Raw genomic sequence first — 25,482 nt, 5'->3', positions numbered from 1 at the left:
CCCACGCGGGAAAGCCGCTAGGGACGCCGCATGATTTTAGTCATCGACAATTATGACAGCTTTACCTGGAACCTTGTCCATTATCTGATGGAGCTTGGGGCGCAGGTTGAGGTTGTTCGCAATGACGACATTTCGGCGGGTCAGGCATTGTCATCGGGCGCGCAAGCGTTCCTGATTTCTCCAGGGCCAAAAACGCCGAACGAAGCGGGCGTGAGCCTTGATCTCGTTGCCGCATGTGCCGAAGCGGGCAAGCCACTGCTTGGCGTGTGCCTTGGTCACCAAACGATTGGGCAGCATTTTGGCGGGACCGTTGCGCGCGGCGGGTTAATGCATGGCAAAACTTCACCCGTTACGCATGACAATAGCGGCCTGTTCGCAGGATTACCCTCCCCGTTTCAGGCAACGCGTTATCATTCGTTGATTGTCGAAAATGTGCCATCCGATTTGATCGTGAATGCCACAAGCGATGATGGCCATGTCATGGGCTTTCGTCACGCGACTCTGCCCATTCACGGCGTGCAGTTTCACCCTGAAAGCATCGCGACGGAGCACGGCCACGCAATGTTGGCCAATTTCATGCGTATTGCTGGTGTGGATGTCACGGACAAAGCCCAGAGAGAAAACCCGTGAACCCTTTTGGCACCTTGCCTGACCCGCAACATCTGTTCGACCATGACGAGGCGGCACAGGCCTTTGCCGATATATTGGACGCCCGCGCGTCAGAGGACGAGATAGAAGCCTTTCTGATTGCGCTAACCGCGCGCGGCGAGACGATGGTGGAAATCGCGGCTGCGGCGCAGGCAATGCGTGACCGATTGATCCCCATAGATGCGCCAGACGGAGCGATAGACGTGTGTGGCACGGGTGGTGACGGGCATCATACATTGAATGTCTCCACCGCCGTATCGCTCGTCGTTGCCGCCTGCGAAGTGCCTGTCGCCAAGCATGGCAACCGGGCAGCATCGTCCTTGGCTGGTGCTGCGGACACGCTGGAGGCGCTTGGCCTCAACATGGAGCGCGCCGGACAGAAGGCGGAAGAAACGCTTAAGGACTTGGGCATCTGCTTCCTGTTCGCCGCCAACCACCATCCCGCGATGAAGCGTATTCAGCCTATCCGCCAACGCATTGGCCAACGTACGATTTTCAACCTGATGGGCCCATTGGCCAACCCGGCGCGCGTTAAGCGGCAGCTTATCGGCATCGCGCGCCCTGCCTTTGTACCCGTTTATGCAGAGGCGTTGCATCATTTGGGCACCGAACATGCGCGGATCATTTCAGGCGACGAAGGTTTGGATGAATTGAGCCTTGCCGGTGGCAACGCAGTCGCCGTGGTGGACGCCGACGGTATCCGCTTCCAACGCATAAATGCGGCTGACGCTGGCCTGCCGGTTCATCCCGTCAAAGCGATCCGTGGCGGCGATGCGGCGCATAATGCGCTGGCATTACGCAAATTGCTTCAGGGCGAACATAGCGCCTATCGCGACGCTGTGTTATTTAACGCGGCAGCAGCCTTGATAGTCGCTGGCGTTGTCGAAAATATGCCGGAGGGTGTGGAAGAAGCAGCGGAGGCCATCGATAAGGGCCTTGCCAATGCATTGCTGAATTGTTGGGTGGCATATTGATGGCGGACAAGCTTGCAGAAATTTGCGCGACGAAGCGTGTAGAAGTTTCGGCGCGTAAGCTTCTGGGCCTGACGCATTGGTCAAAGCCGTCTGCCCTGCGCGGGTTTGAAGCGGCGTTGCGGGCCAAAAGCCAGACCGGGGTCGCGCTCATTGCGGAGATCAAGAAAGCCAGTCCGTCCAAAGGCCTGATCCGTGCGGATTTCAATCCGGCGGCGCATGCTGCGGCTTATCAGGCGGGCGGTGCTGCCTGCTTATCCGTGCTGACCGACGCGCCTTATTTTCAGGGGCATGAGGATTATCTGATCGCGGCGCGCAGCGCATGTGATTTGCCTGTGATCCGTAAGGATTTCATGGTTGACCCTTGGCAATGCGCAGAAGCACGCGCGATGGGCGGCGATGCGATATTGATTATCGTGGCGGCGCTGGATGATATCGTGATGACGGAAATCGAGGATGCCGCAGGCCAAGAAAACATGGATGTGCTTGTTGAGGTCCATGACGAGGCCGAGCTGGAGCGCGCGCTCAAACATCTGAAATCCAGGCTGGTCGGCGTGAACAACCGCAATTTGAAAACCTTTGAGGTGGATTTGGCCACAACGGAGCGTCTAGCGAAATTGGTGCCCGATGACGTGTTGCTCGTCTGCGAAAGCGGTATATCGACGTATGCCGACTGCCTGCGCATGGCAGAGGCCGGAATTAACACCTTCTTGGTGGGGGAGAGCCTGATGCGGCAAGATGATATTCAGGCAGCAACGCAGAGGCTTTTGTCGGGTCATGGCTGATCTTACCCATTTGAACGCCGATGGCGGCGCGCATATGGTCGATGTGTCGGCCAAGGCAGATACCGCGCGCGAGGCGGTTGCCGAGGGCCGGCTATCCATGTCTGCCGAAGCGCTGGCGGTCATACGCGCGGGCAATATGAAAAAAGGCGATGTGTTGGGCACGGCGCGCATCGCTGGCATAATGGCGGCGAAAAAGACAAGCGACCTCATTCCTTTGTGTCACCCTTTGATGTTGTCCAAGATAAATGTCGAGTTTGAATATGAGGCCACCGCCATTCGCGTTGAAGCGCGGGTGCGGTTAAACGGGCCGACTGGCGTGGAGATGGAGGCATTAACCGCGGTTAGCATCACCTTGCTGACCCTTTATGACATGGCCAAGGCGCTCGACAAATCGATGATTATTTCCGACGTCCGCTTACTCTCCAAAACAGGCGGCAAATCGGGCGACTATCGCGCATGATTTCGGTGGACGAAGCGCAAGCCAGATTGCTGGCTTTGGCCTCTCCTTTGGCCTCTCCTTTGCCCCCTGTTGAACGAGACCTTATGCAGGCTGTGCGGCATTATCTGCACGCGCCTTTAATGGCCATGCGCACGCAACCTGCGGCCGATCTGTCGGCGATGGACGGCTATGCCATCGCGGTTGACGGGTTTCCTGGCCCATGGCGCGTGATCGGCGAAAGCGCGGCGGGGCATCCTTTTGCAGGCGACTTAAAACGTGGCGAGGCGGTCCGCATTTTTACCGGCGCTTATGTGCCCCAAAATGCCGATTGCGTCCTCATACAAGAAAACGCCGCGCGCGATGGCGATAGTTTGCGCGCGATAGTCGACCGCATGCCTATAAGCGGGGCCAATATCCGCCGCCTTGGCGGTGATTTTCGCGCTGGTGACGAAGTCCTGCCCAAGGGCACCTATTTGGACGCAGGGGCAATAGCCGTCGCCGCGATGGCGGGGCATGGCAGGGTCGCCGTGGGCGGCGTCCCGCGTATTGCAATTGCCGCAACTGGCGACGAATTGGTTCCCGCCGGGTCCGCCGCTGGCCCAGCGCAAATCCCATGCTCCAACAGCCCGATGTTGCAAGCCATGCTGGCTGGCCTGCCCTGCGATGTGTTGGACGCAGGGATATTGCGCGATGATTTGACGGCGCTTGAGACCAGCCTTTCGGCGCTTTCCAAACAAGTGGATGTCATCGTCACCACCGGCGGCGCGTCGGTTGGCGACCATGATCTCGTGCAAAGCGCGTTGTTGAATATCGGCGCGCAGATGGATTTCTGGAAAGTTGCGATGCGTCCGGGAAAACCGCTTATGGCCGGCAAAGTTGGGAACGCGGTGGTGCTTGGTTTACCCGGCAATCCGTCCTCCGCGTTCGTCACCGCATTTCTGTTCCTCTTGCCGCTAATCCGCCACATGGCGGGGTGCGCAGCGCCCCTGCCCGCATTGTATGCAGCGGCGACCGCGACCGACTTGCCATCAGGAGGAGACCGCGCCGAATATTTGCGCGCAACGGTCGAAGGGGGTCATATCGCCCCGTTTCTATCGCAGGACAGCGGCCTGACGCGCACTCTGTCCCAAGCCAATGCGCTGCTCGTGCAACAACCCCATGTTCCGCCACGCGCAAAAGGCACCATGGTTCAATATATGCGCCTGTCGTAAAATCTGGGCACAATATGTATGTTGTGCTTGACTTAACCGCTTTTGTTCTCTAATCGTTCCATTCATGTTCAATAGGATGGAGCCCTGAATATGCTCACGGCAAAACAGCACGAATTGCTTATATTCATTAACCAACGATTGGATGAAAGCGGCATTTCCCCTTCGTTTGAGGAAATGAAAGAGGCGCTTGATCTGAAGAGTAAATCCGGGGTGCACCGTTTGATTGGCGCGTTGGAGGAACGCGGCTTTATTCGGCGATTGGCCAACCGTGCGCGCGCGCTTGAAGTAATGAAATTGCCCGAAGGCGGGAATCTGGGCAGTAACAATGTGGCCCGTTTTGCGCCTGTGAAGGAAACCAAACCGCAAATTCAGATTCCTGTTGCCGCCAATGATGTCATGGAAATTCCCTTCCACGGTAAGATCGCGGCTGGTGTGCCGATTGAGGCACTTGAAGGTCAGAATTCATTGTCGGTGCCGATGGCATTGTTGGGTGCAGGTGAGCATTATGCGCTTGAGGTGTCCGGTGACTCGATGATTGAGGCGGGGATATTGGATGGTGATTACGCGCTGATCCGTAAGGCAAACACGGCGCGCGATGGCGAAATTGTGGTGGCTTTGGTGCGCGGCGAGGAAGCAACTTTGAAATATCTGCGCCGTGAAGGTCAGCAAATCCGTCTTGATCCCGCCAATGGCAGTTATGAGCCGCAATATTATGCGCCACACGAGGTTGAGGTTCAGGGTAAGCTGGCCGGGCTGTTACGCCGATATCATTGATCTGATGCGTGTGCCGCACGCGCGGCATTGGCAGCCTGCACCCAAGGCATATGGCGGTTGCCCTCATGCGCGGTAACCACGCGTTGTGCATCCAGATAAAAGGCCAGACCGCCGCTTTGTTCAAGTAATCGGCGGTCGGCCTTTATCCATTTTGGGCGGCATGACTGCGGCAACCATCGGTCGCTCAATACGATGTCAACGCGTTTGCACGCTGAGGCCATTTCCATGGACGCTATGGGGGTGCGTGTTCTGGTGGCGAGTAATGTCCAAGAACGCTCTGCCCACTTCACAGTAATCACGCAATTGTCGAACGTGCATTGGACGCCGGGCCAGTCATCAATCGGCGTTGCGTTTGCAAAGCTTCCAGCTTTTTCAAAAATCATCCCGCGTACAAAATCACCTGCCCTACCGCGCAGTAACGCGACTTCTCCGTCTGCGCTGACCAAGGCCAGATGCTTGCCATCTCCCGTCACCAGAATATCCGGGCGTGGCGCCATGGCCATTGCGATAATTCCAATCGCGCATAGCGGAACACCAAAATAGCGGACGCCTGTTGTCAGCAAGCCAAATATCAACGCTCCAGCGACGAAAGTTGCAAAGGCCCATGTGGGTATTGCAGGGACCATAGTGACCGCGCCGGGCAGGCCACTGACGGAATAGGCAAGCGCCAGAATCGCGGCGATGCCCTTCCCTGCCAGCCACCAAAATGGCTGCCCCAAGCCAATCACGTCAAAAATCAGCGCTAATGCCTCCAACGGCATGATGATGAACGTTGCCATCGGGATCGCCGCCACATTGGCCAAGGTACCATAAAGCCCTGCCTTGTGGAAATGAAACAGGGCGATGGGGTAAGGACAAGCTCAATGGCGACGCCGGTCAGGATGAGCGACCCGACCGCCCGCACCGCCTTGCGCGCCAAGCTTTCGTCGCGCCTTTCGGTCAGCCGCCGTATGAACGGCAGATCATGCAGGACGACGATGGTCGCAACTGCCGCAAAGCTGAGTTGAAAACTCGGCTTAGATATGGCCTCGGGCCAGAATATCAGCACGATTAATGCACCAAATGCCACCAGTCGCAGCGTGAGCCCCGCGCCCTAACGCCAGCGCAATCAAAATGAGAGCTGCGGCAATGAACGATCGAACCGTTGGTACTTCGGCCCCCGTTAACAACGTATACGCCAGCGCAGCTAAAGCCGCCGTTGCTGCGGCAACGATGGGTATAGAAATCCGCAATGCAAGCCATGAAGACAACGATAAAAGGCGGCTGACCGCGATGAAAATGAATCCGACTACCGCAGTCACATGCAGCCCGCTAATCGATAGAAGGTGCGCCAAACCACTGTCCCGCATGGCTTGTGCATCGGCGGGGCTGATATGCCCCTGATCACCGGTGCCCAGCGCCGCGCCTATGGCACCGTTGCCAAGGGGCATTGATCCAGTATATGCTTTGTCAGCGCTGCACGCTGCGTCGCGAACCATGCCCTGCTGTCTGCTTTTTGATACAGCCGGACATCGCCCAAAGCCGTTCCGGTCGCGCCAATCTGTTGAAACCATGCCCGCCGGGCAAGGTTGGCCCAGCAGGCGGCAGCAGGCGCGCGCACAGGCGAATTATCGCGCCAGGTTGGAACGCGTCGTCATATTGTTCCGGTGACAGGTTGACGCGGACAAATCGCGGCAAGTCGGAACTACGGCCAGTGGCGAGCCGCAGCCGATAGACATTGCGCGCGGAGGTATTTTCAACCGCTTCAACCCGCCCGTAAAACTCGCCTGTCCATATTTTGCCTAAAACTGGCTGGGCAACGGTTGTTGACCGAAAGGCAATCAGGAAAAAACCAGCAATATCTCAATAGCAGCCATCCGCGCCATTTGCCGCAACCGGCTATATGGGGGCGCCAAATACCCAAAAAACAATAAGGAAGCGCATGACATTGCCAATCCGGCCCAAGCAGAACTGCCAAAAAGCGACACCGAATCCGATACCAACGGGCAGCCATAAGGGTAATTGGTCGCGTTCGCGGTCAAGCCAGTTTTCGAGAACCGCAAACAGCGGTATTGGCGCACCGAACCGCACGTTTCCGTCCGCAACCGAATTGCCATATTTCGTTTCTACCCCAGCTATTTAGCACCAAAAAACGAAAGCGCAATTCATCCGCGAAGCGCAATCCATTGTTTGCCTTGACGCCCATGTAATTTCCTATCATGGGGCTACGCAACGACATAACCATATTCTCCCCACGAAATATTGGCACTTGAAGGGTCTTAGAATGTCGTCACGGGCGTCTCTTGCGTCCCGTGTCATTGAAACACATGCCTTTTTAAAAGGGCAACCCGGTAAATAGCTTAGTAGATATGGAGTTTGAAAATGGCCGATAACAACGCAACGCTCACCGTTGGCGAAACCAGCTATGACTTGCCCATCATGAAGGGTTCAGAAGGCCCTGATGTGATCGATATCCGCAAGCTTTATGGGGCATCGGACCATTTCACCTTTGACCCTGGCTTTACATCAACGGCAAGCTGCGAGTCTGCGCTGACCTTTATTGATGGTGACAAGGGCATTCTTTTGCATAGGGGTTACTCCATTGAAGAGCTGTCCGAACAGTCGAGCTTCATGGAAGTGTCCTATCTGCTGTTGAACGGCGAACTCCCCAACAAGGCGCAATTAGACAAATTTAGTTACACGATTTCGCGGCACACGATGCTGCATGAGCAATTGGCAACTTTTTACCGTGGTTTCCGCCGCGATGCACACCCCATGGCCATCATGTGCGGCGTAGTTGGCGCGCTATCGGCGTTTTACCATGACTCCACCGATATTAGCGACCCAACACACCGAATGATTTCAAGCCACCGTTTGATCGCCAAAATGCCGACAATCGCGGCCATGGCGTACAAATACTCCTTAGGGCAGCCTTTTGTCTATCCCGACAACAACTTGTCCTACACGGGCAATTTCCTGCGCATGACCTTTGGTGTTCCAGCGGAAAAATATGTTGTGAACCCTGTGATTGAACGCGCGTTGGACCGGATATTTATCCTCCATGCCGACCACGAACAAAACGCATCTACATCAACTGTGCGCTTGGCCGGATCATCAGGCGCGAATCCCTTCGCCTGTATGGCGGCCGGTATCGCCTGCCTCTGGGGCCCAGCCCATGGCGGCGCGAACGAGGCTGCATTGAACATGCTGCGCGAAATCGGCACGCCTGACCGCATCCCGCATTATATTGAACGGGCAAAGGACAAGAATGACCCGTTCCGCTTGATGGGCTTTGGCCATCGGGTTTACAAAAATTATGACCCGCGTGCGACCGTCATGCAGAGAACGGTACGTGAGCTTCTTACCGAACTAAAAGTGACCGATCCAATTTTTGACGTTGCGCTGCAACTCGAAGAAATGGCGTTGAATGACCCCTATTTCGTTGAGAAGAAGCTGTTCCCGAACGTGGACTTTTATTCCGGGATAGTGCTTTCGGCTATCGGTTTCCCGACCGATATGTTCACCGTATTATTCGCACTGGCGCGCACGGTTGGCTGGGTTGCCCAGTGGAATGAAATGATTTCGGATCCGGCGCAGAAAATTGGCCGCCCGCGTCAGTTGTATACCGGACCAAATCACCGTCCTTACTCAAGTTTAGACGCGCGCTGAATCATCGTGGAAGGCGCAAGGTAAAAATTGCGCCTCTGCCTTAAGCCGCCAAGGCTTTAGAGATTGTGGGTTAACGCGGCTTTATGCTTAGTTTGATTTTTTTCCTTCAGCGTCACGCATCATGCTTGCGATCATCAGGATGCTAAGCTGCAATACCATAATCCATTGTAGTATAGCCGTTATTCCAATGGTCACGGCCCCAATTATAGCAAGTGAGGCCAAAGCAGCAGGTGAATGCAACAGCTGCTTGGCCCAGCCAGGCAACACCATTTTATGGGTAAGATAGGCGAGCGTTGCCACTGCAAACGCGCCAAATAAGCCGTTGTTATGATAAGATGTCGCAACATACGCGCTACCGAACATCGCCAGTATGATCAGCGTCCAAGTGACAACTGACAGGCTTTGTATGTGATCACTGCCATCTGCATCATCTGTCACCGCCAGACTTAAAGCGTTTGCCGCGATGGATAGAAATGCCGCGACAGTTGCTGCTGTGGCTAGATTTCCAAGCCCTAAAGCAAGTGCCGCTAAAGCAATGACAGGGGCGGCGAATTTAGTCGCGGTTACCGCTGTTGGGCTTTGCCAGATAAGCGGAACAAGACGGGCAAGGATTGGCCCGAACAACTGTGCCTCAATATACCCTGCCCTGCTGGCAACCCGTCGCCGCAGTATCTGGCGATTGAGCTGCGAAAAATCCTGCGCGCCCGTTAGGATGGTCAGCGTGCCATTATGAACATGCTGTTGAGACAGCGGGCGGAAGGGAATTTTCGCCAGCAACGCCTGCCGCAGCAGGGATGATATAATGCTCCAGTCTTCGGGCAGGTCACGCAGCATCGCGATAGCTTCATATCCAACAACCGAGACACCAACCCACCGCGTGTTTAAATCAATACGTTCAAACGCCCGATTTTCGTCCCGGCCATCAATTGTTGCGATGAAATTGTCGGGAGATTTGAGAAGTGTTTCAACGAGTCCTAATTGCACATATAACTGTCCGGATTGCACCCATATGCGATCGTCGGCGTCCATGTAACGCATGATATCCGCGCCCGTTTGGACAAAATCGACCGTCAGTTTTCGCGAAGCGCAACGGTCGGCCAGCGCGATTAACGAACCGTCGACATTTTCGACTTCAATCAGGAACCTTTGAATACCGGCACGCGCTAACGTCGTTATCTGATATTCAACCAAGGATAGGCCTGCCAAGTCCGGACGCCCGGATATGGTGGCCGAATCAGGTCCACTGTCATTATCGCAGACGACGCAAAGCAAAGCGATTGTCGGGAAATTCGGATTTCGAACGAGAGGCATTTTGGCAGATATGAACGTTAAGGCCGTTTTGCCAACAGAAATATGAGGTACCTGCCGAGATATGAACGCTAAAGCACTCAATTGCGCTAATCATTTTTCCATGATCAGGGCCAAATACGCCTTAATCCTAAGCCGTTTAATAACCCTTTCCGTGCTATGATAAGTTTGCGTTTCTCTTACCGAATAATGTGTTAAATAGGGCTTCATGACTACACGCTCCAAAATCGTCGGCCTGAACCGCGAAATCGCTAAAACCGAACACGAAACTGCTTCGCAGGATGTCGACAGCAATGCCCAAGGCGCTGCTGAAGATGATCAAGCACCACAGTATAATTATGATCATGGGACCGGTGAAACTTCCCAATATCGGGGTGCCGGGCATTATGTTGCCCCAACCCTGCTGTTGATCGCGTTTGTCGGGTGGTCGGCGTTTTTTGGCCTGACATATTGGTCTGAGGCTCAACTCGGTATGAACAATGACCGGATTGTAACGCTAATCACGACCTGGGCCATTCCTACGCTTTTAATTGCTGTCCTGTGGCTGCTGGTCATGCGTAACAGTATCCGAGAGGCCTTACGCTTTGGCAAGATAGCGAATGTGTTGCGGACAGAGAGCGACGCATTGGCAATACGGATGCGGTCAGTGAACGAAGAAATATCGCTCGCGCGCCAATTTCTGTCCCAAAATGCGCGTGAACTGGAAACAGTGGGTCGCCAATCTTCCAAAAGCCTATTGGATTCTGCGCAAATGTTGTCGGCTGCGCTTGCGGATAGCGATGAAAAGGCAAAGACGCTGGAATTGGTGAGCAACACCGCCAATACAAATTTGCAGCAACTCCGCAAACATTTGCCCGTTGTGACAAGCGCCGCCAAAGATGTCAGCAACCAGATCGGAAGCGCAGGTAATGATGCGCAGGTTCAGATTAAGGCGCTGATCGCTGCCCTTGAGCGCGTAAGCGATGCGGGTAAAACAGTAAATGACTATATGGAGAATGTCGAAACGCGCGGAGATGACTTGTCCAACCGGCTAGAGCAATCGCTGGGTAATAGTGTGAAGCTGCTCGACGCAAAAAGTGCAGAAGCGCTCGACCGTAGCGCCGAAATGGCCACGCTTATGGAAAGCGCCGCACAAACGATTTCCAACGGCATTGCGCAGGCGTCAAGCGATACCGATGCCCTCATTACCCGCAGCAAAACGCAAATCCTGTCTAACCTTGCTAACCTCCGTCGCGCTTTGGGTGACATTGAAGCCCAATCTGACCGGGAAGATGTCCGCATTCAGGCCATGATCGCGAATATTAGCGAACATATTCACAACAGCGCCGCGCAGATTTCACAGATTGACCGCACAGCCACTGAGCAGACGTCAAAACTCGCCTTTGCCGTATCGGCGCTTGGCGAAAGCAGCCGTTCACTGGGTAGCGCTTTGTCCGACAACCAATCAACCACAGCCAGCTTATTGGACCAATCGGAAAAGTTGATTGGATCACTCAGCACAGCCAATCTGGAAATAGGTCATAAGATTCCCGCCGCGATGGACAGCGTGAACGCGCGCATGACACAAGGCATAGAGCAAGTGAACTCAGCGCTCGCTGCGGCAGAATCGCTCAACAATATAAGCGACGGAACGCTTGAAAAGCTCAACGACATTCAGCGATTAACTTCCGCGCAACATGAATCTGTTAGCGCGCTGATAGCCCAGAGCGATGCACATTTTGCCGCACGTCATGAACAAGTGGATGCCCTCGGCGCTGCGCTCAAGCAAACACAGTCGCTGCTACAGGACATGTCGGATCAAGCAAATGACGGCTTAGTGACATCTTTGCTCCGCGTGCGTGAAACAACGCGCGCTGCCGCAGAAAGCAGCCGCAAGATCCTCGACGAGGAACTGGCGCATATCGCCGATCAGTTGACCGAACAAAATCGCGCGGCATTGGCCAATGCACTGGATGCGCAGGTCGCGTCGATGAATGAAGCTGTGCAGGAAGCCATATCGCGCAATATTGAATTGTCGGAAACCGCCTCATCCTTGGTAACCAAACAACTCGGCGAACTCAACGACATGACGATCAGCCTTGAAAACCGTATCGCAAATTCGATAAATGGCTTTGAATCAGTCCAAGACGACAGCTTTGCCCGCCGTATGGTGCTTTTGACCGAATCTTTGAATTCGACCGCTATCGACGTTACCAAAATATTGTCCAACGACGTGACAGATAACGCTTGGGCAGCCTATTTGAAGGGCGACAGAGGCGTGTTTACGCGTCGCGCCGTTCGCTTGTTGGATTCACGTGAGGCAAGGATCATCGCCAAACATTATGGCGATGACAGCGAATTTCGCGAACATGTAAACCGTTACGTTCATGATTTTGAGGGCATCATGCGCCTGTTGCTCAGCACGCGCGATGGGAACACGATAGGTGTTACCTTGCTGTCGTCGGACATAGGCAAGCTTTACGTTGCGCTGGCACAAGCCATTGAGCGGCTGCGCAACTAAGGTTTAAGCGGGCGGGTTAAACAACCCGTCAAAACTGTCACGGTTTATCCAGCCAAAGCTATAATTGGCATAAAATAACGCGAATAAAGCAGCCGAAAGCATTGTCGTTCTCAGCAATATCTTCCGGGGTTGGAAATTCCCCGGCGCACTATCTGCTTGACCGGGGATCTTTGGAAGGCCCAGTTCGTCATGCGTGCGTACACCAATGGGCAAGATGACGAACGCCGACATAACCCAAAACAGCAAATAAATGGCAATAATCGAGGTCCAGGTCATGCGGTCTCCACTATCAAAACATCCACGATCGGCTTCTTACCCGTCCAGCTAACCGCCACACGGCGCACAGCCAAACGCACGGTTTCTCGCAACTTGTCATAATCGCCGCGATGGTCCTTCACCGCTTTGACGGCAGCGGCAGTGGCTTCTTCCAGAAAATCGTCCAGATCTTCCTCAATCGGCACACCGTGCAATCGGATCTCAGGGTTGCCGAGCATCCGGTCTTTGGCATCCAGCGCGAAGGCGACGGAAATCAGGCCATACCATGACAGGCGGCGGCGTTCGTTCAATGTCGCGCCGTCGGCGGCGATGATGGTGTCCCCATCAAGGATCAAGCGGCCAGTGCGTTCCTTGCCGATGATTTTGGGTTCACCTGGCGCAAGGCGCACCACGTCGCCATTGGATTGCACGACTGCCTTTGGCACCCCATGTGCCCGCGCAAACCGCGCCTGTTCTGCCATATGCCGGCGCTCGCCATGCACGGGAATAAGGACCTCTGGCCGAACCCAATCATAGAGCGCGGCAAGTTCCGGCTGCCCTGGATGGCCGGATACATGCACATGCGCCTGCTTTTCGGTAACTGTCAGGATGTTACGTTCGGCAAGGTTGTTCATGATCACGCCAATAGCGATTTCATTACCCGGTATCTGCTTCGACGAGAAAATAACCGTGTCGCCGGCTTCCAACTTCACAGGGTGATTGCCCTCGGATATACGCGCCAAAGCTGCACGTGCCTCACCCTGCCCGCCAGTGGCGACAACGATAACGTCGGGACGCGGCAGGCTATCGACGCTCTCCATATCCACCGTCTTAGGCATATTCTTCAAATAGCCATTCGCCTGCGCGGCTTCAATAATCCGGTGAAGCGAGCGCCCTGCGAAACATAAGGTGCGACCGCTTTCGCGGGCGACCTCGCTTAAGGTCTGCAACCGCGCGGCATTCGACGCAAAGGTTGTGACAACGACCCTGCCCTTGGCAGCATTGACAGCCTTCAGCAGGTCGTCCTTTACGCTGCCTTCACTGCCGCTGGTTTCTGCATTGAACACATTGGTAGAATCACACACCATCGCCAACACTTTGCTATCGCCAATGGCGGTCAGCGCTTCTTGTGTCGACGGCGTGCCCAATACGGGGTTCGGATCCAGTTTCCAGTCGCCGGTGTGGAAAATATTCCCATAAGGCGTGCTTATCAGGCAAGCGCTCATTTCAAGGATCGAGTGGGCCAAGGTAACGAATTTGAAGTCGAACGGCCCCATGGAAAACGCGCCCTCCATCGGGATCACGTTGAGTTCGACGATGTCAGCTATGCCTTCTTCTTCCAGCTTGCCCCGGATGAGGGTTGCCGTAAACGGCGTAGCATAAAGTGGAACGCCCAAGTCGGCGGCAAAATAGGCAACTGCGCCGATATGATCTTCATGGCCATGGGTCAGCACGATACCCAGCAGGTCGGCCTTGCGCTTTTCGATGAATTCCAGATCAGGCAGGACAAGGTCAATTCCGGGATATTCCGAATTCGCGAATGTAAGGCCCAAATCGACCATCACCCATTTGCCCTGACAACCGTATAAATTAACGTTCATTCCGATTTCGTTGGACCCACCAAGGGCCAAGAAAAGCAGTTCATTTTTTGGGGTCGTCATGAGTTTATGTCTCTATTCCTATATAAAAGCGCCAGCCCCCGCAGCGTCAAATCGGGTTCTACCCGGTCGAATAAATGGCCGTGTTGCTGAAACAAAATAGCCAAACCGCCGGTTGCAATGACCGATACCTGTTCGCCAATTTCAGCCTTCATCCGTGCGAGTATCCCTTCGATCATCGCCACATAGCCCCAATAGATGCCAATCTGCATTTGTCCAACAGTCGTTGTGCCAAGAACGCTTTCATTTGGTGGTGGTTCAATTGCAATTCGCGGCAACATGGCGGCTGCGGCATATAGGGCATCGAGTGATAAGTTAACGCCAGGCGCGATGCTGCCCCCGCGATAGGAACCATCTGGCCCAATATAATCAAACGTCGTCGCTGTGCCAAAGCTGATGACGACCTTGTGCCCGTCGGCCATGGACTGCGCCGCAATGGCGTTCACTGCGCGATCAGCGCCAACGGAATGCGGTTCGGCCACATGCAATTGGATACCCCAACCCACACTATCGCGTCCGGCAACCAAGGCCTCACACCCAAAATAGCGTGTCGCGAGCAACTGCAGATTGTGCAAAGCGCGCGGAACGACGGTGGCAATAATGACCGCTTTAATGTCTGTGCGGTGAAAGCCGGCCATCTGAATCAATTGATCCAACCATACGGCATATTCATCCGACGTGCGCCGCGCATCGGTTGCAATGCGCCATCGCTGCAGTATTTCGCCAGTGTCATCGACCAATGCAAATTTCACATTGGTATTACCCGTATCAATCGCGAGCAGCATAGCCCATCCCTGTTAAATTAGAAAAACGTCGGCAGCGTGAATGGCACGAATTGCACCATCCGCCAAGCGAAGCTGCAACGCACCTTCATCATTCAGCCCGGCATATAGACCATACACTTCCGTGCCATCCGGCAGTTTCGCTGACAAGGCTGTGCCGCGTGGATGAGCGCACGCTTCCCAATGCCGGACGATGTTGCCCAGCCCCGACTGCCGCCAAATATTGAGATAGCGGGCGAATGCCTCTGCCACGATCTCCACTGCCGTTTGCGCATCGGGCGGCGTTGCGCCAAGTGTCCGCAAGTCAGACACCTTCCGATCCAGATTTTGCGGGTGCCAGACAAGGTTGAGGCCAATGCCCACAATCACTGCGTCAGACGCGCGCTCCAACAATATGCCGCATAATTTTGAACCATCATGCGCCAGAATGTCATTTGGCCATTTCAGGATGATTGGAACTTGCCGCGCCATCTGTCGGATGGCGTCATATGCAGCAACGGCAGTTACGAAAGCCAGACCGGCGGGCGAAGAGTCCGTATCGCGCAAGCGCACAATGGAACTGGCAAAGAGGTTACCCTTGGGGCTTTCCCAAGCACGGCCAAGTCGTCCACGGCCGCCATCTTGTGCATCTGCGCGAAGCCATAGCCCTTCCGGTGCGCCTTGTGCCGCCCGTACCAAAAGATCAGCATTGGTAGACCCAGTGAGCGCGACTTCTTCAAAGATGGGCGTCAGAACAGCGCCCTTGCGGCATAGGCCGTCCAGATGCCAAGCGCAGGTATCGCAAAATAGCCCAAAGGTGAGTTCGCAGCGGCCAATATGCCGCCAGTCCAGACGAGAACATTGTCGTCGCTGTCGACAATGACATCCGCAGCATCATCAAAATACATGACCTTGACGACCTTCAGATAATAAAATGCGCCAATGACGGACGCTGTGATGCCGATCACGGCCAGTGGCAACAGGCCAGCAGCCACAGCGGCGTTAAACACCACAAGCTTACCCCAGAAACCGAATAATGGCGGAATACCAGCCAGACTGAACATGAATATTGCCAACGCAGCGGCCAAGGCCGGACGCGTCTTGGATAGGCCGGATATGTCAGCAAACTCTTCACGATAGCCGTCGTCTTTATCCTTCAACTGCAAAAGACAGATAAAGCTGCCTAAGGTCATGGCAACATAGATCACCAAATAGACCAGCATCGCAGAAATGCCCTGCTCCGTTCCGGTGGCGAGGCCAATCAGGATGAAGCCGACATTGTTGATCGAGCTATAGGCCATCAGCCGCTTCAGGTTTTGCTGCCCAATCGCGCCGACTGCGCCGATGATGATCGACATCAATGCCACGGCGATAATGATTTGCTGCCATACCAATATTTGCGCGCCAAATGCCTCAAGTACGATGCGGATGGTCAACGCAATTGCCGCAACCTTTGGCGCGCTGGCGAAGAATGCGGTCACAGGCGTTGGCGCGCCTTCATACACGTCCGGTGTCCACATGTGGAAAGGCGCAGCGCTAATTTTGAAGGCGAGGCCCGAGAGAATGAACACAATGCCAAAGATCAGGCCGAGGCCGACGTCCGCATCCATGGCCGCGCCGATAGCAGCAAAGCTTGTCGATCCGGCAAAGCCGTAAACCAAAGACGCGCCGAACAAGAGCATACCGCTGGCCAATGCACCAAGGACGAAATATTTCAGCCCGGCTTCGGCTGAACGCCCGTCAGAGCGCACAAAGCTTGCAAGGACATAGGCTGACAGGCTCTGCAGCTCCAAACCAATATATAAGGAAATCAGGTCGGTTGCAGACACCATCACGCCCATGCCAACACAAGACAACAGGATGAGCACCGGATATTCGGCCCGCATCGCCCCTGCATTCTCCAAGAAGCGTGGCGCAATGATCAACGAAATCGCGGCCGCAATGAAAATCAGTATCTTGGAGAAATTGCCAAATGCATCATTGATTAAAAGACCGTCAAAAGCGGACAAATTTGTGCCATTCATCATAAAGTTGAGGACGAATGCGGCAGCAGCGACCAGCGCAGCGACAGCCAATATGCTGATCAAGCGTCCGGCCTGCTCACGCCACGCAGCCAAAAGCAGCAGGCCAAGCGCAGAAAAGCTCAAGATGACTTCCGGACGGACCAGAGAAAGAGAGGCGTTCAGTTCCATTATCAATGGCTCCCCTCAGCCATATTTTTTTCCGGACCATGCACCACGCGGTACCGCGCGGTTGTCGGGTCGACTAATTTCAGCTTGCTGTCACCAACGGGTGCAGCGCGTTCAATGCGGGCGACAATCGTTGCCACATCGCGGCGAATGGGTGCCAGGAATGTTTCCGGATAAACCCCCATCCACAACACCACGACAGCAATTGGCGCGAGAAGCCACATTTCACGAATATTGACGTCCGACATCGTAGCGGCATCAGCATTGATCTGCGGCCCAAATGCAATGCGGCGATAGAGGTACAACATATAGCCAGCGCCAAGGATAATTCCGGTGGTCGCAATAAATGTGGCCCAGGTGGAAACCTTATACGCGCCGGCAAGGCTTAAAAATTCCCCAACAAATCCGCTGGTGCCGGGCAAGCCAACGCTCGCCATGGTGAACAGCATGAACAACAAGGCATATTTAGGCATATTGACGCTGAGGCCGCCATAACGGCTGATTTCACGCGTATGCAGGCGGTCATAAATGACGCCGACGCACAGGAACAGGGCACCCGACACTAGGCCATGACTCAACATCACGATGATTGCGCCTTCTATACCTTGTTGGTTGAAAGTGAACAGGCCAACGGTTACAATCGCCATATGCGCCACTGAGGAATAAGCGATAAGCTTTTTCATATCCTCCTGCACCAATGCAACGAGCGAGGTGTAGACCACCGCGACCATCGATAGGCCAAAGACCAATGGAATGAAGTCCGCACTTGCCTCTGGAAACATCGGCAAAGAGAAACGCAAGAAGCCGTAGCCGCCCATTTTGAGAAGCACGCCAGCCAATATGACTGAGCCAGCGGTCGGCGCCTGAACATGGGCATCGGGTAGCCATGTATGCACTGGCCACATGGGCATTTTCACCGCAAAGGATGCGAAAAATGCAAACCACAGCCATTTCTGCGCCTCTGCAGGGAAATCGGTATTCAATAATGTCGGAATATCGGCGGTGCCCGCAAATTGGATAATCCACAGCATTGCGATCAACATCACGAGTGAGCCAAGCAAGGTGTAGAGGAAAAATTTGTACGATGCGTAGATGCGGTCCTGCCCACCCCAGATACCGATGATAAGATACATCGGGATGAGACCAGCTTCAAAAAAGATGTAGAACAGCAACAAATCCTGCGCCGCAAAAACGCCAATCATCAGCGTTTCCATTAGCAGGAACGCCGCCATATATTCGCCGACGCGTTTCTGAATGGATGTCCAGCTTGCACCGATACAAATCGGCATTAGGAACACCGACAGCATGATCAAACTCAGTGAAATACCGTCTATGCCAAGCCGCCAGCCAATTGGCCCGAACATAGTAGCGCTTTCGGTAAACTGCCACTGCGCGCCCGCTGGATCATAACACAGCCAGAGCAGGAGACCAAGAACCAGATTCACCAATGTCGCCGACAGCGCTATGATACGCGCACGTTCAGCGCGCACGAACAGGCACATTGCCGCTGCGACCACCGGAATGGCAAGCATGATCGAAAGTACAGGGATATCCGCGGCGTTCATTACACTCTCACCATCATCCAGCTCACCGCGATAACTAAGCCAAGAAGCATCACAAGCGCGTATGTATACAGATAGCCCGACTGCATGCGCACAGCCAATTTGCTACCAAAGGAAACGACAACCGCCGAACCATTGGGACCAAAGCGGTCAATGATCCCGATGTCGCCTTGCCTCCAGAACAGACGTCCGAACCAGAATGCGGGGCGGATGAACAGGAAGTTATACAGCTCATCAAAATACCATTTGTTGAGGAAGAAACGGTAGATTGGTGCAAACGTGGTTGCCAGACGTTGTGGTGCATCTTGCGACCGCATGTACATCAGATAGGCTGTTATTAGGCCAAGCAGCATTGCCACGGTCGACGACAATTTCACCCACAACGGCACCTCGTGCATCGCATGCATCAGATGCGCGTTGAAATAGAGGGTGCTGTTTGCCCAAAATGCCTTGCCAGCCTCCGCATCAATGAATGCTTCATGGAAGACAAAACCTGCAAAAACTGCGCCTATGGTCAGCAGCGCCAAAGGCATCAGCATCGACCATGGACTTTCATGGGGATGATATTCTGCGGTACCCTCGCTGGTCGCGCTATGCGCATGTGCTTCATGGTCGCCATGGTCATGCATCGCGTGCTGGATATGCTCCGACTGATCCCAACGTGGCTTTCCAAAGAAAGTTAGGAACATCAAACGCCAGCTATAGAAACTCGTTAGCAAAGCCGCGATCACACCGATGGCAAAGCCATACATATGATAAGTGGATTCACTGGCGAACGCGGCCTCGATAATGGCGTCCTTTGAATAAAAGCCTGCAAATCCGGCAACCCCAAGGATACCGACGCCGGTGATCGCCAGCGTCCCCGCCATCATTGCCCAGAATGTCAGCGGGATATGTTTCCGCAAGCCGCCATAATAACGCATATCCTGCTCATGGTGCATCGCGTGGATGACCGAACCAGCCCCCAAGAACAACAATGCCTTAAAAAAGGCATGCGTGAACAGATGGAACATCGCCGCGCCATAAGCGCCAGTGCCGGCTGCAAAGAACATATAGCCCAATTGCGAACAGGTGGAATATGCGATCACACGCTTAATGTCGGTTTGCACAAGACCAACAGTTGCAGCAAAAATCGCCGTCGTGGCGCCAACAATCGTGACCACATCTAACGCGAACTGGCTGGTTTCAAACAAGGGCGACAGGCGGCAGACCATGAACACGCCAGCGGTAACCATAGTCGCGGCATGGATCAGCGCGGAAACGGGCGTTGGGCCCTCCATTGCGTCCGGCAACCATGTGTGCAGCCCAAGCTGCGCTGATTTACCCATCGCGCCGATGAACAGCAATACGCACAGCAAGCTCATGGTGTCGATGCGCAGGCCAAGGAAGCCAATGCTTGAGCCGACTTTATCAGGAGCGGCAGCAAGGATTTCGGGGATCGAAACAGTTCCAAAAAGCCAGAATATGCCAAAGATACCGAGCATAAATCCAAGGTCGCCAACGCGGTTGACGACAAATGCCTTAATTGCCGCCGCATTTGCGCTTGGTTTCTTGTACCAGAAACCGATCAGCAAATAAGACGCAAGGCCAACGCCTTCCCATCCAAAGAACATCTGCACCAGATTGTTGGCCGTCACCAACATCAACATCGCGAAGGTAAACAGCGACAGATACGCAAAAAAGCGCGACTGATCGGGGTCTTCCTCCATATAGCCCCAGCTATAGAGATGGACGAGCGCCGATACGCTGGTGATCACCACGAGCATGACGGCGGTCAGCGCATCAACGCGCAATTCCCAATCAAAGGTCAGGTCGCCTGACTGCACCCATGTCATCACCGGCTGTACATAAGTGGTCTCACTGCCGTTCAGGAAACCGATGAAGATCGGCCAGCTCAGGAACGCGGCGATAAATAACCCTGCGGTTGTGATCGTCTTGGCCGCCAACGCGCCAATGAAGCGCTGTCCCAAACCAGCGACGAGCGCAGCCAGAAGCGGCAGGAAAACAATGAAATGGATTGCAGTCACTGGATGTTATCCCTTCATCCGGTTGACGTCATCAACGGCGATGGTGCCACGGCCGCGGAAATAAATAACCAGTATCGCAAGACCAATCGCCGCCTCACCCGCCGCGACGGTCAAAACGAATATCGCAAAGATCTGCCCGGTCAGGTCGCCCAAAAACACGCTGAACGCGACCAGATTGATGTTCACCGCAAGCAATATGAGCTCAATCGCCATCAGGATGATGATGACATTTTTGCGGTTCAGGAAAATACCAAGCACACCCATAACGAACAATATGCTGCTGACGACGAGATAATGTTCGATACCAATCACAGCTCAATCCCCTGCCCGACGGGCTGATTAACATTACGCGTCGCGTCTTGCGGACGGCGCTGCACCTGGCTGCTGATGCTTTGGCCGCGTGTGCCGTGGCTGCGGCGATGCGTCAAAACGATTGCGCCGACCATCGCGACCAGCAAGATCAAGCCCGCGGTTTCGAACAAGAACACATATTTGCTATACAGCAACGCACCAATCGCCTCGATATTCGGCACGGTCGCCGACAGCGTTGCAACGCCCGCTTCTTCTGTGCCAAGCTTCACTGCACCAGCCTGATACGCGCCGATACCAAGCACCAGTTCAGCCACCAAAACCACCGCGAGCAAAAACCCAAGTGGCACGTTTTTGACGAAACCTGCACGCAATTCGGCAAAATCAATGTCGAGCATCATCACTACGAACAAGAACAACACCGCAACCGCGCCGACATAAACAATGACCAACAACATCGCGATGAACTCTGCACCGATGAGGACCATGAGGCCTGCCGCGTTGAAGAATGCAACGATGAGCCAGAGCACGCTGTGCACCGGATTGCGCGCAAAAATGACCATTGCGGCAGACGCAATGACGATGCTTGCGAAGATATAGAAGGAGACCAGTTGGATCATGCCAATACCTCAGTCATGATAACATCGTCGCACCAGCGGAGGCTGGTGCCTATCTCGCTTATCTTTCTAAACGGACAGACGTCATGGGCCCCAGCCTGCGCTGGGGCGACGATGTTTTTGTTGGTAAAGGTCAGCCCTTGAGTCATCTCAGCGCCGCCCTTAACGATAGGGTGCATCGGCGGCAAGGTTCGCAGCAATTGCCCGTTCCCATTTTGCGCCGTTGTCGAGGAGCTTGGCCTTGTCATAGAGCAGTTCCTCGCGCGTTTCTGTTGCGAATTCGAGGTTCGGACCTTCGACAATGGCGTCAACCGGGCATGCCTCTTGGCAGAAACCACAATAAATACACTTAGTCATGTCGATGTCATAGCGCGTGGTCCGGCGGCTGCCATCGTCGCGTGGTTCGGACTCGATGGTAATGGCCAAAGCAGGGCAAACCGCCTCACATAATTTACACGCGATGCAGCGTTCTTCACCATTGGGATAACGCCGCAAAGCATGCTCGCCGCGAAAACGTGGGGAAAGCGGGTTCTTTTCGAACGGATAGTTGATCGTCGCCTTTGCCTTGAAGAAATATTTCAAGGTCAACATATGCGCCTTTACGAATTCCCACAGCGTGAAGGTTTTGATGAGGTGCGCGATGGTGGTCATGCGAAATGTCCTGTGAACATAAGATAACCGCTCACCAAAAATACCCAGAAGAGCGAAATCGGCAGGAACACTTTCCAGCCCAGACGCATCAATTGGTCATAACGGTAACGCGGCACGGTTGCCTTCACCCATGCGAAGATAAAGAACATCAAAAGGATTTTGGCAAAGAACCAGAGGATGCCCGGAACGGCGTATAATGGCGCCCAATCAACGGGTGGCAAATATCCGCCCCAGAACAGAATCGCGTTCAGCGCGCACATCAACAGGACATTGGCATATTCACCCAACCAGAATAAAGCGAAGGCCATGGAAGAATATTCGGTCTGATAACCGGCAACAAGCTCGCTCTCCGCCTCAGTCAAATCGAACGGCGCACGTGCGGTTTCGGCCATTGAGCTGATGAGGAACATCACCGCAATCGGGAACAGCAAGGGGTTGAAGGCATAAGCGTTGATGAAGCCGAAAACATGGCCACGCTGCCCCTCGACAATGCCGCTGACGTTGAATGTGCCTGCCCAAAGGACGACGCAGATCAGGATGAAGCCAATGGAGACTTCGTATGAAATCATCTGCGCGGCAGCGCGCATCGCCGAATAGAATGGATATTTGGAGTTGGATGCCCATCCCGCAATGACCACGCCATAAACACCCAAGCTGCTGATCGCGAGGATGTAGAGCAATCCGACATTGATATTCGCCAATACGACGCCATCGGCGAAGGGAATGACCGCCCAAGCCATCAATGCGACGGTAAAGGTGATGATCGGCGCAATCAGGAACAAGCCGCGGTTCGACGCACTTGGGATGATGGTTTCTTGCAAGAACACCTTCAAGCCATCCGCGAAGCTTTGCAGCACCCCAAATGGACCGACGACATTGGGTCCCCGGCGCAGTGCGAAAGCCGCCCATAATTTACGTTCCGCATAAATGATCATCGCCACCGCGAGCATTAGCGGCAGCGCGATCAGGAGGATGCCGGCTATGGTGGCTGTGAACCAAGCGCCTTCGTAACTCATGCCGAGATTTTGGAAGAAGGAAGTCATGATGCCACTCCCCCGTCGCCCCAGCGCAGGCTGGAGTCCATCACGTCTATCCGTCTAAACCGCAAGACGAGATAGGCTCCAGCCTGCGCTGGAGCGACGTAGCTGTGTGTTCTGAGGTTGAGCGTCATTCCGCCGCCTCCAAAAATTGTGTGCAATGCACCAGTTCCGCCGAGCATTTCTGCATCGTTTCGGACGCGCGGCAAATGGCGTTCGTCAGGTAGAAATCCTTAATCGGATAATCAACGATTTTGCCAGTCACATCGGATGGCAGAGATGGTTCTGACCAACCATAATCCGCCAGCCCTTCAACACCCAAAGCAGGCACTGCCTTCGCCATTTCAGCGCGCAGGGCGTCGAGACTGTCAAATGGCAGGCGCTTGCCCAGAACATCGGACAAAGCGCGGAATATGGCCCAATCTTCGCGCGCATCGCCGGGCGGGAATACCGCACGCTCGCCGCGCTGCACGCGGCCTTCCAAGTTCACATAGGTACCAGATTTTTCGGAATAAGCAGCACCCGGCAAAATCACGTCGGCATGATGCGCGCCATTGTCGCCATGGTGGCCGACGTAAACTTTGAAACTTTCGGCAAACAGGCCATAATCGGCCTCGTCCGCGCCAAGGAAGAATGCCAGCTTAGGCTTCTTCGCCGCCAACGCCTTAATGCCCCCATCATGCGCAAAACCGAGCATCAACCCGCCCATCCGCGCGGCTGCAAAGTGCAGAACGTTAAACCCGTTCCAGCCATAACGCACCAGCTTATACTTGTTGGCCAACGCCAACGCCGCGCCGTGGACGCCTTCATAACGCAACGCGCCACCGCCAACGATAATCGCCGGACGTTCAGCCGACTTCAGCGCATCAGATAATAGCTTAGGCAATTTGGTCAGCGCGCTTAGGTCATCGCCGAGCCACTCAACCTGATAGGTCAGGTTCGTGACGGGACCGATGGCAAACACCTTTGCCCCACACTTGCGCATAGCCTTTTGAATGCGTGTGTTCACCAATGGTGCCTCACGCCGCAAATCGCTGCCGACCAATAGGATCACGTCCGCATTTTCAATGCCAGCGATGGTGGTGTTGAAATTCACTGCCGACAGCGAGGATGTGTCATAGGCAAGGCCCGTCTGGCGGCCCTCCAACGTCGACGCGCCAGCAAGCTCGCGCGCGGCAAACATGGTTTCGCAATCGACCTGATCACCGGCGACGACCGCCGCTTCGCCCGTCCAATGCGCCTTGATCGCGTCAAACGCCTCGGCCCAGCTTGCCGCGACAAGCTTTGCGTCTTTGCGGATATAAGGCTTGTCCAAACGCCGATGTGTGAGGCCATCAACCGCATGGCGCGTTTTGTCGGACGCCCATTCTTCGTTCACGTCATCATTGATGCGTGGCAGCGCCCGAAATACGGCCCTGCCCCGGCTATCGAGGCGGATGTTGGTGCCAACCGCGTCCATGACGTCGATGCTTGGCGTCTTCTTCAATTCCCATGGACGCGCTTCGAACGCATATGGCTTCGACGTCAGCGCACCGACAGGGCAAAGATCAACAACATTGCCCGAAAGCTCGCTTTGCATGGCGTGCTCGAGGTAGGTCGTAATCTGCAAATTCTCGCCGCGACCAATCGCGCCCACCTCCTCAATTCCTGCGACTTCTTGCGCAAAACGGACGCAGCGGGTGCACTGAATGCAGCGCGTCATCACCGTTTTGACGAGCGGCCCCATATATTTCTCGGTAACCGCGCGTTTGTTTTCCTCAAAACGCGAAGCACCCCGACCAAAAGCAACGCTCTGATCCTGCAAATCGCATTCGCCGCCTTGGTCGCAAATCGGGCAATCTAGCGGGTGGTTGATAAGCAAAAACTCCATCACCCCCTCACGCGCCTTTTTCACCATCAGCGTATCGGTGCGAATGATCTGGCCCTCGGTAGCGGGCAACGCACAAGACGCCTGCGGCTTTGGCGGCCCGGGGGCAACCTCAACTAGGCACATGCGGCAATTGCCCGCAATGGACAGCCGTTCATGATAGCAAAAACGCGGAATTTCCTTCCCCGCCATCTCACACGCCTGAAGGACGGTTGCGCCCTGCGGGACTTCGATTTCGAGGCCGTCTACGGTGACTTTAGGCATG

At 54.6% G+C, this 25,482-nt stretch carries 22 protein-coding genes and 1 pseudogene; 8 read left to right on the top strand and 15 right to left on the bottom strand.

Going from position 1 to position 25,482, the window contains the following annotated elements:
* Positions 1 to 30 precede the first annotated feature (30 nt).
* From Q0N43_RS03990 to lexA, 6 genes are all read left to right on the top strand, one after another.
* A complete protein-coding gene (locus Q0N43_RS03990; protein ID WP_295442860.1) occupies positions 31 to 630 on the top strand; it encodes an aminodeoxychorismate/anthranilate synthase component II in 600 nt (199 codons plus the stop codon).
* The gene (gene trpD / locus Q0N43_RS03985; protein ID WP_295442858.1) at positions 627 to 1,622 is read left to right on the top strand and encodes an anthranilate phosphoribosyltransferase; all 996 of its coding nucleotides are present in this window, start codon (positions 627 to 629) and stop codon (positions 1,620 to 1,622) included. The genes Q0N43_RS03990 and trpD overlap by 4 nt, the downstream gene beginning before the upstream one ends.
* Positions 1,622 to 2,404 carry an indole-3-glycerol phosphate synthase TrpC gene (gene trpC / locus Q0N43_RS03980; RefSeq protein ID WP_295442856.1) on the top strand — a complete coding sequence of 261 codons (783 nt, stop codon included), beginning with the start codon at positions 1,622 to 1,624 and terminating at the stop codon, positions 2,402 to 2,404. The genes trpD and trpC overlap by 1 nt, the downstream gene beginning before the upstream one ends.
* A complete protein-coding gene (moaC, locus tag Q0N43_RS03975) occupies positions 2,397 to 2,864 on the top strand; it encodes a cyclic pyranopterin monophosphate synthase MoaC (protein ID WP_295442853.1) in 468 nt (155 codons plus the stop codon). Before trpC ends, moaC begins: the two co-directional genes overlap by 8 nt.
* Positions 2,861 to 4,054, top strand: coding sequence for a molybdopterin molybdotransferase MoeA (locus Q0N43_RS03970; RefSeq protein ID WP_295442850.1), 1,194 nt, complete (start codon positions 2,861 to 2,863; stop codon positions 4,052 to 4,054). Before moaC ends, Q0N43_RS03970 begins: the two co-directional genes overlap by 4 nt.
* Before the next feature lie 90 nt (positions 4,055 to 4,144).
* The gene (gene lexA, locus Q0N43_RS03965; RefSeq protein ID WP_295442847.1) at positions 4,145 to 4,828 is read left to right on the top strand and encodes a transcriptional repressor LexA; all 684 of its coding nucleotides are present in this window, start codon (positions 4,145 to 4,147) and stop codon (positions 4,826 to 4,828) included.
* Here lexA and Q0N43_RS03960 read toward each other — a convergent pair.
* Together Q0N43_RS03960 and Q0N43_RS03955 are read right to left on the bottom strand one after the other, a co-directional pair.
* Positions 4,822 to 6,177: pseudogene (locus Q0N43_RS03960) on the bottom strand (ComEC/Rec2 family competence protein). The gene lexA and the pseudogene Q0N43_RS03960 overlap by 7 nt on opposite strands.
* A gap of 100 nt (positions 6,178 to 6,277) precedes the next feature.
* Positions 6,278 to 6,505 (bottom strand): hypothetical protein, encoded by a 228-nt coding sequence (locus Q0N43_RS03955; protein ID WP_295442843.1) that lies wholly within the window; start codon positions 6,503 to 6,505, stop codon positions 6,278 to 6,280.
* 684 nt (positions 6,506 to 7,189) lie between these two features.
* Here Q0N43_RS03955 and Q0N43_RS03950 point away from each other — a divergent pair.
* A complete protein-coding gene (locus tag Q0N43_RS03950) occupies positions 7,190 to 8,476 on the top strand; it encodes a citrate synthase (RefSeq protein WP_295442841.1) in 1,287 nt (428 codons plus the stop codon).
* An 87-nt stretch (positions 8,477 to 8,563) separates the two neighbouring features.
* Here the strand turns inward: Q0N43_RS03950 and Q0N43_RS03945 are convergent, their stop codons facing one another.
* The gene (locus tag Q0N43_RS03945) at positions 8,564 to 9,787 is read right to left on the bottom strand and encodes a hypothetical protein (protein WP_295442838.1); all 1,224 of its coding nucleotides are present in this window, start codon (positions 9,785 to 9,787) and stop codon (positions 8,564 to 8,566) included.
* Positions 9,788 to 9,992: 205 nt separating this feature from the next.
* Between Q0N43_RS03945 and Q0N43_RS03940 the strand changes: the two genes are divergently transcribed.
* Positions 9,993 to 12,284 carry a hypothetical protein gene (locus Q0N43_RS03940; RefSeq protein ID WP_295442835.1) on the top strand — a complete coding sequence of 764 codons (2,292 nt, stop codon included), beginning with the start codon at positions 9,993 to 9,995 and terminating at the stop codon, positions 12,282 to 12,284.
* Positions 12,285 to 12,287: 3 nt separating this feature from the next.
* Here Q0N43_RS03940 and Q0N43_RS03935 read toward each other — a convergent pair whose 3' ends face one another.
* From Q0N43_RS03935 to nuoG, 12 genes are all read right to left on the bottom strand, one after another.
* Positions 12,288 to 12,560: a DUF1467 family protein gene (locus tag Q0N43_RS03935; protein WP_295442832.1), complete on the bottom strand. Its 273-nt coding sequence runs from the start codon at positions 12,558 to 12,560 to the stop codon at positions 12,288 to 12,290.
* On the bottom strand, positions 12,557 to 14,200 hold the full coding sequence (locus Q0N43_RS03930; RefSeq protein WP_295442829.1) for a ribonuclease J: 1,644 nt from the start codon (positions 14,198 to 14,200) through the stop codon (positions 12,557 to 12,559). The genes Q0N43_RS03935 and Q0N43_RS03930 overlap by 4 nt, the downstream gene beginning before the upstream one ends.
* On the bottom strand, positions 14,197 to 14,982 hold the full coding sequence (locus Q0N43_RS03925) for a type III pantothenate kinase (RefSeq protein ID WP_295442828.1): 786 nt from the start codon (positions 14,980 to 14,982) through the stop codon (positions 14,197 to 14,199). Before Q0N43_RS03925 ends, Q0N43_RS03930 begins: the two co-directional genes overlap by 4 nt.
* Positions 14,983 to 14,994: 12 nt before the next feature.
* The gene (locus tag Q0N43_RS03920) at positions 14,995 to 15,702 is read right to left on the bottom strand and encodes a biotin--[acetyl-CoA-carboxylase] ligase (RefSeq protein ID WP_295443022.1); all 708 of its coding nucleotides are present in this window, start codon (positions 15,700 to 15,702) and stop codon (positions 14,995 to 14,997) included.
* A 5-nt stretch (positions 15,703 to 15,707) separates the two neighbouring features.
* Positions 15,708 to 17,150 carry an NADH-quinone oxidoreductase subunit NuoN gene (gene nuoN, locus Q0N43_RS03915; RefSeq protein WP_295442825.1) on the bottom strand — a complete coding sequence of 481 codons (1,443 nt, stop codon included), beginning with the start codon at positions 17,148 to 17,150 and terminating at the stop codon, positions 15,708 to 15,710.
* Positions 17,151 to 17,152: 2 nt separating this feature from the next.
* On the bottom strand, positions 17,153 to 18,712 hold the full coding sequence (locus tag Q0N43_RS03910; RefSeq protein WP_295442821.1) for an NADH-quinone oxidoreductase subunit M: 1,560 nt from the start codon (positions 18,710 to 18,712) through the stop codon (positions 17,153 to 17,155).
* Positions 18,712 to 20,736, bottom strand: a complete 2,025-nt coding sequence (nuoL, locus tag Q0N43_RS03905) for an NADH-quinone oxidoreductase subunit L (protein ID WP_295442818.1) — start codon at positions 20,734 to 20,736, stop codon at positions 18,712 to 18,714. Before nuoL ends, Q0N43_RS03910 begins: the two co-directional genes overlap by 1 nt.
* Positions 20,737 to 20,742: 6 nt before the next feature.
* Positions 20,743 to 21,048, bottom strand: coding sequence for an NADH-quinone oxidoreductase subunit NuoK (gene nuoK / locus Q0N43_RS03900; protein ID WP_295442816.1), 306 nt, complete (start codon positions 21,046 to 21,048; stop codon positions 20,743 to 20,745).
* Entirely contained in the window at positions 21,045 to 21,665 is a 621-nt protein-coding gene (locus tag Q0N43_RS03895; protein ID WP_295442815.1) for an NADH-quinone oxidoreductase subunit J, read from the bottom strand. The genes nuoK and Q0N43_RS03895 overlap by 4 nt, the downstream gene beginning before the upstream one ends.
* 159 nt (positions 21,666 to 21,824) lie before the next feature.
* Positions 21,825 to 22,313 carry an NADH-quinone oxidoreductase subunit NuoI gene (gene nuoI / locus Q0N43_RS03890; protein ID WP_295442813.1) on the bottom strand — a complete coding sequence of 163 codons (489 nt, stop codon included), beginning with the start codon at positions 22,311 to 22,313 and terminating at the stop codon, positions 21,825 to 21,827.
* Complete coding sequence (gene nuoH, locus Q0N43_RS03885; protein WP_295442810.1) at positions 22,310 to 23,356, bottom strand: NADH-quinone oxidoreductase subunit NuoH; 1,047 nt, start codon at positions 23,354 to 23,356, stop codon at positions 22,310 to 22,312. Before nuoH ends, nuoI begins: the two co-directional genes overlap by 4 nt.
* A 124-nt stretch (positions 23,357 to 23,480) precedes the next feature.
* Positions 23,481 to 25,481, bottom strand: a complete 2,001-nt coding sequence (gene nuoG, locus Q0N43_RS03880) for an NADH-quinone oxidoreductase subunit NuoG (protein ID WP_295442807.1) — start codon at positions 25,479 to 25,481, stop codon at positions 23,481 to 23,483.
* Position 25,482 lies beyond the last annotated feature (1 nt).

The sequence above is a fragment of the Sphingorhabdus sp. EL138 genome (genome assembly GCF_945882965.1).
GTDB lineage: Bacteria > Pseudomonadota > Alphaproteobacteria > Sphingomonadales > Sphingomonadaceae > Sphingorhabdus_B.
This window is presented reverse-complemented; position numbering and strand designations above follow the sequence as displayed.

Excerpts from the sequence above, each read along its gene's own strand:
- Q0N43_RS03990 (WP_295442860.1), top strand. The coding sequence starts at position 31 with ATGATTTTAGTCATCGACAATTATGACAGCTTTACCTGGAACCTTGTC.
- trpC (WP_295442856.1), top strand. The coding sequence starts at position 1,622 with ATGGCGGACAAGCTTGCAGAAATTTGCGCGACGAAGCGTGTAGAAGTT.
- moaC (WP_295442853.1), top strand. The coding sequence starts at position 2,397 with ATGGCTGATCTTACCCATTTGAACGCCGATGGCGGCGCGCATATGGTC.
- Q0N43_RS03970 (WP_295442850.1), top strand. The coding sequence starts at position 2,861 with ATGATTTCGGTGGACGAAGCGCAAGCCAGATTGCTGGCTTTGGCCTCT.
- lexA (WP_295442847.1), top strand. The coding sequence starts at position 4,145 with ATGCTCACGGCAAAACAGCACGAATTGCTTATATTCATTAACCAACGA.
- Q0N43_RS03950 (WP_295442841.1), top strand. The coding sequence starts at position 7,190 with ATGGCCGATAACAACGCAACGCTCACCGTTGGCGAAACCAGCTATGAC.
- Q0N43_RS03945 (WP_295442838.1), bottom strand. The coding sequence starts at position 9,787 with ATGCCTCTCGTTCGAAATCCGAATTTCCCGACAATCGCTTTGCTTTGC.
- Q0N43_RS03940 (WP_295442835.1), top strand. The coding sequence starts at position 9,993 with ATGACTACACGCTCCAAAATCGTCGGCCTGAACCGCGAAATCGCTAAA.
- Q0N43_RS03935 (WP_295442832.1), bottom strand. The coding sequence starts at position 12,560 with ATGACCTGGACCTCGATTATTGCCATTTATTTGCTGTTTTGGGTTATG.
- Q0N43_RS03930 (WP_295442829.1), bottom strand. The coding sequence starts at position 14,200 with ATGACGACCCCAAAAAATGAACTGCTTTTCTTGGCCCTTGGTGGGTCC.
- Q0N43_RS03925 (WP_295442828.1), bottom strand. The coding sequence starts at position 14,982 with ATGCTGCTCGCGATTGATACGGGTAATACCAATGTGAAATTTGCATTG.
- nuoN (WP_295442825.1), bottom strand. The coding sequence starts at position 17,150 with ATGGAACTGAACGCCTCTCTTTCTCTGGTCCGTCCGGAAGTCATCTTG.
- Q0N43_RS03910 (WP_295442821.1), bottom strand. The coding sequence starts at position 18,712 with ATGAACGCCGCGGATATCCCTGTACTTTCGATCATGCTTGCCATTCCG.
- Q0N43_RS03895 (WP_295442815.1), bottom strand. The coding sequence starts at position 21,665 with ATGATCCAACTGGTCTCCTTCTATATCTTCGCAAGCATCGTCATTGCG.
- nuoI (WP_295442813.1), bottom strand. The coding sequence starts at position 22,313 with ATGACCACCATCGCGCACCTCATCAAAACCTTCACGCTGTGGGAATTC.
- nuoH (WP_295442810.1), bottom strand. The coding sequence starts at position 23,356 with ATGACTTCCTTCTTCCAAAATCTCGGCATGAGTTACGAAGGCGCTTGG.
- nuoG (WP_295442807.1), bottom strand. The coding sequence starts at position 25,481 with ATGCCTAAAGTCACCGTAGACGGCCTCGAAATCGAAGTCCCGCAGGGC.